The organism is Sinomonas sp. (assembly GCF_051955515.1).
Lineage (GTDB): Bacteria > Actinomycetota > Actinomycetes > Actinomycetales > Micrococcaceae > Sinomonas.
On sequence record NZ_JBQCGQ010000083.1, the window covers coordinates 1 to 6,591 of the forward strand.

The 6,591-nt window shown below is 67.5% G+C and carries 7 protein-coding genes; 3 read left to right on the plus strand and 4 right to left on the minus strand.

From position 1 onward, the window contains the following. The coding region (locus ACTHL9_RS04835; RefSeq protein ID WP_440517691.1) for an aldo/keto reductase at window positions 1-286 on the plus strand (286 nt) is incomplete at its 5' end. A 79-nt stretch (window positions 287-365) separates the two neighbouring features. Then, window positions 366-1,007, plus strand: a complete 642-nt coding sequence (locus ACTHL9_RS04840; protein ID WP_440517692.1) for a hypothetical protein — start codon at window positions 366-368, stop codon at window positions 1,005-1,007. Window positions 1,008-1,084: 77 nt separating this feature from the next. Here the strand turns inward: ACTHL9_RS04840 and ACTHL9_RS04845 are convergent, their stop codons facing one another. Both ACTHL9_RS04845 and ACTHL9_RS04850 read right to left on the minus strand, forming a co-directional pair. Further along, a complete protein-coding gene (locus ACTHL9_RS04845) occupies window positions 1,085-1,939 on the minus strand; it encodes a DUF559 domain-containing protein (protein WP_440517693.1) in 855 nt (284 codons plus the stop codon). 173 nt (window positions 1,940-2,112) lie between these two features. Next, entirely contained in the window at window positions 2,113-2,832 is a 720-nt protein-coding gene (locus ACTHL9_RS04850) for a DsbA family oxidoreductase (protein ID WP_440517694.1), read from the minus strand. 73 nt (window positions 2,833-2,905) lie between these two features. Here ACTHL9_RS04850 and ACTHL9_RS04855 point away from each other — a divergent pair, with 73 nt between their 5' ends. Next, window positions 2,906-4,045: an acyl-CoA dehydrogenase family protein gene (locus tag ACTHL9_RS04855; RefSeq protein ID WP_440517695.1), complete on the plus strand. Its 1,140-nt coding sequence runs from the start codon at window positions 2,906-2,908 to the stop codon at window positions 4,043-4,045. Between the two features lie 128 nt (window positions 4,046-4,173). On the opposite strand, the gene aceB is transcribed toward ACTHL9_RS04855, so the two are convergent. Continuing rightward, the gene (gene aceB / locus ACTHL9_RS04860; protein WP_440517697.1) at window positions 4,174-5,856 is read right to left on the minus strand and encodes a malate synthase A; all 1,683 of its coding nucleotides are present in this window, start codon (window positions 5,854-5,856) and stop codon (window positions 4,174-4,176) included. Window positions 5,857-5,901: 45 nt separating this feature from the next. Then, the coding region (aceA, locus tag ACTHL9_RS04865) for an isocitrate lyase (RefSeq protein ID WP_440517699.1) at window positions 5,902-6,591 on the minus strand (690 nt) is incomplete at its 5' end.

Consider the following 6,591-nt stretch of genomic DNA (forward strand, 5'->3'; position numbering starts at 1 on the left):
GACGGCACGCACCGAAAGCGACGCGTTCGGCAGCCGTCTTTACCCGGAGGGCGACAAGGAGATCGTCGAGGCCGTGGGCCGCGTGGCCGAGCGCCGGGGCGTTCCCCGGGCCCAGATCGCGCTGGCGTGGGTCCTGCGGAATGCCGTGATCACGGCGCCGATCGTCGGCGCGACCAAGAGCTCGCACCTCACCGACGCGATTGACGCCCTTGACGTGCAGCTCGATGACGCCGAGGCCGCGGAGCTTGAGCAGCCATACAAGCCCCACGAGTCCGCGGGGTTCTGAATTTCGAAAAGTGACCAGCTTGTAAACATCACGACAAGTTTGGTCTCTTCACTTTTTTTGATTGTCGTAGCGGGCTACGGTGAGCGTGCCCGGCATCAATCGCCCGAAGAGTGGGGGACCCGACGTGTTCATCAAGGCAGCTGCGTTCAAAAAACCTTTCGCCGTCCTGGCCCTCGCGCTCGTCGCCTTGGTAGGGATTCAGCCCTCGGCCGCGACCGCCGCCGACAACACGCATACCGGTTACGTTCCGAACCGCACCATCACCATCACGGGGCTGCCCATTCCGGGCGGGACGATCGTCATCATCTTTGCCCCTGGGTCCTTCCGCCCGGGCGAGCACGTGACCGTCATCGTCGGGGGTCGGACGGTGGGAGGCGGAAACGGCCACCGCGTGACCCTTGGGGCTCTGAAGGCCGAGGTCCCGGGCCTGGACAAGGCGGCCTCGGCCGATGGGTCGCTCAAAGTCACCATGACGCTCCCCGAGGACGCCGCCGGAACTCAGACCATTACGGCGACGGGGGCCGAGTCCGGCAACGTCGGCACGGCGGCCACCACCGTGGTGCCGCAGGACGTGACGCCGAACCCGGCCCCCGCTGCGGTCGTCGGCACGAATGCTCCGCTGCCGCTGCTGCTGGCCTGGATCGGCGCCGGTGCGCTCATCCTCGGTGCCGCGGCCGCCGGGACGCTCGCGTTCGTGCGGCGTCAGCGGCGGGCCGTCTGATGGGGCCGTCTGATTCCGACCGGGATTGAAATCTTCGCGTCGGCGTGTCTGCGTGACGCGCCGATGCGAGGGCCAATTTAGCGATCGATCCCGGTCGGAAACCCGAGCATCCGCGTCACCTCTGAGACGAAGAGCTCCGGCCGGTACACCACGTCGCCGTACCCGTAGCGGAACACCGGATACCCGAGCAGTTGGGCGGCCCGATCCCGGCGCCGATCCTTATCCAGTTGCCGAGGCTCCTCGTGCGTCTTCCCGTCGAGTTCGAGGATCAGCCGTCGCTCAACGAGCGCATCCACCCATCCCACGCCCTCAATCTCGACCTGCGTCTCCACGTGGAGGCCCGCTCGTCTGAGGTGGGTCCGGGCAAGGGTCTCGATCGGCGATTCCGAGCCGGTGTCCACGAGGCCCAGGACTGCCCGGGCGGGCGCATTCCGGTTGCCGGGTAAGCGCTCGCGAACGAAGTCGAGCGAGATGCCCTGGTGCATCGCGGACTCGGCCATGAGCAGGGCCTCCAACTCAGGGAGGCACCGGAGCGCGTGAAGGACGACGTCGGCCACTCCCGCTACAGGCGCGTATGGATCGGGCGCCACCCAGGTGTCTCGGTGAACAACGGCGTCGGGCCGGTCTGCGCCGGTAGGGCGCAAGAGGTGGTAGCGGTCCGGCGGCTGGTCTCGCCGAGCGAGTGTCCACAAGCCGTGGAAATTCGCGGCGGAGGCGCATGTCAGGAGCGACCTCGTGCGCCTCGCAGCGACGAATACCGGGTCAGCACCCGGTGTCGCGTACAGGCCCTTGCGCACGCGAACCAGTTCCCCGCGTCCGACGGCGGCCGCCACCTCGGGTTCGGAAACTCCCCTTGAGAGCAGATCACGAAGGCGGCAGACGCCGTGGAACAGCCGCATGACGTGGCTCAGCCGGTCGAAACAGTCCCCCATGAGGCCATCCTCGCGACCCGCGGGACGGCGTCACCGCCGGTTAGGTCCCTATGTGGACAAGTCCCGCCGGATTCCGACCGGGAATGGGGCCGACGAAGCCGTGTCCATCCGCGACGCGCCGAGGAAAGGCCGGGTGCGGCTGCGAATCCCGGTCGGAACCAGTGGAGGGAGCGTCAGCAGCCGTCCGGGCCGCAGACCTCGCCGTTGAGCTCGTCGGCGTTCGCGCGGTCGCCCACCATCACGAGCGGGTTCGCCTCTCGCCAGGCCGTCTCGAGCGCCTGAGCGAACAGCTCGGACGGCTGCGCGCCGGAGACGCCGTACTTGTTGTCGAGGACGAAGAACGGCACCCCCTGGATCCCCAGCATCTGTGCCCGCCGGATGTCGGCACGAACGGCGTCTCGGTACGTGCCGCCGTCGAGCGCTGCGGTGATCTCCTCCTCGGCGAGCCCGGCGGCGGTGCCGATCTCGACGAGAACCTCACGCCTCCCGATGTCGCGCCCCTGCTCGAAATGCGCCGAGAGCAGCGCCTCCTTGACGGCGTCGGCCGCTCCCTCCTGACCACGGGCGGCGGCGAGGTGGATCAGCTCGTGGCCGGGGAACGAATTGGCGACGACGATCTTGGCGAAGTCGTAATCGAGGCCTTCGGCGGCGGCGACTTGGGTGACGTGGTCGAACATCTGGGACACCTGTGCGGGCTCCATGCCCTTGCGCTGGCTGAGGTACTCAAGCTCGGAGCCGTCGTAATGCTCAGGGAGCGAGGGTTCGAGCTGGTAGCTGTGCCACGTCACCGTGACCTGATCCTTGAAGGGGAACTCCGCGAGAGCCTTTTCAAAACGGCGCTTGCCGATGAAACACCAGGGGCAGGCGATATCGGACCAGATGTCTACGTTCATGAAAGGTTCAAGTAATCGCTGGACGGGGATATTCCCTCTGTTCTTGCGGCCCCTCGCGGGCAAGACTGACGTCATGACGTTCGAGCTCACCGAGGACCAGCAGGCCCTCATCGACACGGTCCGCGATTTCGCCGCCGACAGGATCGCCCCACATGCCTTGGAATGGGACGCCGCGAAGCACTTCCCCGTGGACGTGCTGCGGGAGGCGGGCGAGCTCGGGCTCGGCGGCCTGTATGTGGCCGAGGACTACGGGGGGACGGGACTCTCGCGGGCCGACGCCGTCCTGATCTTCGAGGAGCTCGCGAAAGCCGACCCCACCATCGCCGCCTACATCTCCATCCACAACATGATCGTGTGGATGGTCGATTCGTTCGGCACCGACAAGCAGCGCGAGGAATGGGTGCCCCAGCTCGCGTCGATGGAGTCCCTCGGGAGTTACTGCCTCACCGAACCCGGAGTCGGTTCGGACGCCGCCGCCCTCGTCACCAAGGCGACCCGCGAGGGCGACGAGTACGTCCTCAACGGCGTCAAGCAGTTCATCTCGGGGGCGGGAACGTCGGCTCTGTATATCGTGATGGCGCGGACTGGGGCTCCCGGCGCGCGGGGGATCAGCGCGTTCCTGGTGCCCGGGGACGCCCCCGGCCTGTCGTTCGGCCTCAACGAGAAGAAGATGGGATGGAACGCCCAGCCCACGAGCCAAGTGGTACTGAAGAACGTCCGAGTCCCGGCCGAGAGCCGGCTCGGCGAGGAGGGCGCGGGCTTCGGGATTGCGATGAAGGGGCTCAACGGGGGCCGGCTCAACATCGGTGCCTGCTCCTTGGGCGGTGGCCAGGCGGCGCTCGAGAAGACGGTCTCCTACCTCAAGTCGCGTACCGCCTTCGGGGGCCGGCTGGCCGACAAAGAGGCTCTCATGTTCGACCTCGCGGACATGGAGATGAAGCTCGAGGCGGGCCGCAGCCTCCTGATGCGTGCGGCGGAGGCGCTCGACCGGAACGATCGGGACGCCCTCCGGCTGTGCGCGATGGCGAAGCGCGTGGCCACTGATGCCGGGTTCGAGGTGGCCAACCAGGCGATCCAGCTGCACGGCGGCTACGGCTATCTGCACGAGTACGGCGTCGAGAAGATCGCCCGCGACCTCCGCGTCCACCAGATCCTCGAGGGGACGAACGAGATCATGCGACTGATCGTGGGGCGCATGCTCGTCGAGGGCTGAGGGGCCGACCCGCGCAGCACCACTACGCTGATCGACCCCTCAACTGTTTTTCCCTGACGCCGGCCCCCGACCTTCGGGGTGCGTGTTGCGAGTGGCGCGTGCCGGCGTCCGGGAAGCTATGGGTGGAGTCAGAAAGCCCCAGCCAGCGCCCGTTCGGGCTCCGGCAGGCCTGCTTCGTACTCGTCCTCCTTGCCCGCGGTCTCGCACAGGTAGCGTGCGTAGGCCGGGAGGGTCAGGAACGTTGGGAACTCGGGCGCGAGGGCAACTTCCTCGAAGATCTCGTGCGCGTCGCGGAAGCGGTCGCCGTCGAAGCGCTCGAGCTTGGCGAACTCCTCCTCGAACAGCTCCTTGATCCACTCGCGGGTCACCACTTCGCCCTGGTCCGTGATGGCGTGGGCGTAGATCCACTGCCAGATCTGCGAGCGGGAGATCTCCGCCGTCGCCGCATCTTCCATGAGGTTGTGGATGGCGACGGCGCCGCTGCCGCGGAGCCACGCTTCGATGTACCGGACGCCGACCTCGATGTTGTTCCTGATGCCGGCCTCGGTGATCGTCCCGGTGCACGTAGACAGGTCGATCAGCGCGCGGTCGTCCGGGGTCACGTCCTCGCGGAGGCGGTCGATCTGGTTCGGGCGCTCGCCGAGCACCGAGTCGAACACCTCCCGCGCCACGGGGACGAGATCCGGGTGCGCCACCCACGAGCCGTCGAAGCCGTCGTTCGCCTCGCGCGTCTTGTCGGCCCGGACCTTCTCGAAGGCGATCGCATTCGCCTCGGGATCCTTCCGGTTCGGGACGAAGGCGGCCATCCCGCCGATCGCTGCGGCTCCTCGCCGGTGGCAGGCCCTGACGAGCTGCTCGGTGTAGGCCCGCATGAACGGCTGGGTCATGGTGACCTGGCCCCGGTCCGGGAGGACGAACCGCGGTCCGCGGGTGCGGAAGTTCTTGATGATGGAGAAGATGTAGTCCCACCGTCCGGCGTTCAGGCCTGAGGCGTGCTCGCGCAGTTCGTACAGGATCTCCTCCATCTCGAACGCCGCGGTGATGGTCTCGATCAGCACGGTGGCCCGGATGGTGCCCTGCGGGATGCCGAGGAGGTCCTGGGCGAGGACGAACACGTCGTTCCACAGCCGGGCCTCGAGGTGGTTCTCGATCTTGGGCAGGTAGAAGTACGGGCCCTTGCCGGCAGCGATGAGCCGGGCGGCGTTGTGGTAGAAGAACAGCCCGAAGTCCACGATGCCGCCGGCGATCGGCTTTCCGTCGATGAGCATGTTCTTCTCCGGCAGGTGCCAGGCCCGGGGCCGGACCACGATGGTGGGCCGCTCCTCGGCCGGTCGCAGCCGGTACTCCTTGCCCTCCGGGGTGGTGAAGTCGATGCGGTCGGTGAGCGCGTCGATGAGGTTGACCTGCCCTTGGATGACGTTCCGCCACGAGGGGGTCAGGGAGTCCTCGAGGTCCGCGAGCCAGACCTTCGCGCCCGAGTTGAGGGCGTTGATGGTCATCTTCCGCTCGACCGGGCCGGTGATCTCCACCCGCCGGTCCTCCAGGCCCGGTGCCGGGGGAGCGACTCGCCACGACGGGTCGTTGCGGATGCGGGCGGTCTCGGGCAGGAAGCGCGGGTCCTGGCCCTTGCGGATCGCAGACCGGCGCGCGTGGCGGGCCTCGAGCAGTTCCTGGCGCCGCTCAGCCGTCGCCCGGTGGAGCTTGGCGATGAACTCGAGCGCGCCCGAGGTGAGGATCTCGTGCTGCCGCGCCAGAGGCTGGGCGGTGAGGGTGATGCCGTTGATGGTGAAGCCATCACTGTAGGTGTTCATGGGAGGTCTCCTGGATGAACCGTGAGCTCAGCGAACTGAGCGCTGTCAGTGGAATTGGCCCTCTTCGGTGGATCCCACCAGGGCAAGGGTGCTGGCGTTCGGGTTCAGCGCCGTGGAGACCAGGTCGAAGTAGCCGGTGCCCACTTCGCGCTGGTGCTTGGTCGCGGTGTAGCCGCGGTCCTCGGAGGCGAATTCGCGCTCCTGGAGCTCGACGTAGGCGCTCATCCCGTTGCGGGCGTAGCCGTGGGCGAGGTCGAACATCGAGTAGTTCAGGGCGTGGAAGCCCGCGAGGGTGATGAACTGGAACTTGAAGCCCATCGCGCCCAGCTCGCGCTGGAACTTCGCGATCGTGGAATCGTCGAGGTGCTTCTTCCAGTTGAACGAGGGCGAGCAGTTGTAGGCGAGCATCTGGTCCGGGAACTCGGCCTTGACCGCCTCGGCGAACTTCCGCGCCAGCGCCAGGTCCGGGGTGCCCGTCTCCATCCAGATCAGGTCCGAGTACGGGGCGTACGCCTTGGCGCGGGCGATGCACGGCTCCACGCCGTTGCGCACCTTGTAGAAGCCCTCCGGCGTGCGCTCGCCCGTGATGAATTCCTGGTCCCGCTCGTCCACGTCCGAGGTGATCAGGGTGGCGGCCTCGGCGTCGGTGCGGGCGATGATGACGCTCGGCACGCCGGCGACGTCGGCGGCGAGCCGAGCAGCATTGAGGGTGCGGATGTGCTGCTGGGTCGGGAT

Bases quoted from the DNA above. Each gene is read 5' to 3' on its own strand.
- ACTHL9_RS04850 (WP_440517694.1), bottom strand. From the start codon at position 2,832: ATGAACGTAGACATCTGGTCCGATATCGCCTGCCCCTGGTGTTTCATC.
- aceB (WP_440517697.1), bottom strand. From the start codon at position 5,856: ATGAACACCTACAGTGATGGCTTCACCATCAACGGCATCACCCTCACC.
- ACTHL9_RS04845 (WP_440517693.1), bottom strand. From the start codon at position 1,939: ATGGGGGACTGTTTCGACCGGCTGAGCCACGTCATGCGGCTGTTCCAC.
- ACTHL9_RS04855 (WP_440517695.1), top strand. From the start codon at position 2,906: ATGACGTTCGAGCTCACCGAGGACCAGCAGGCCCTCATCGACACGGTC.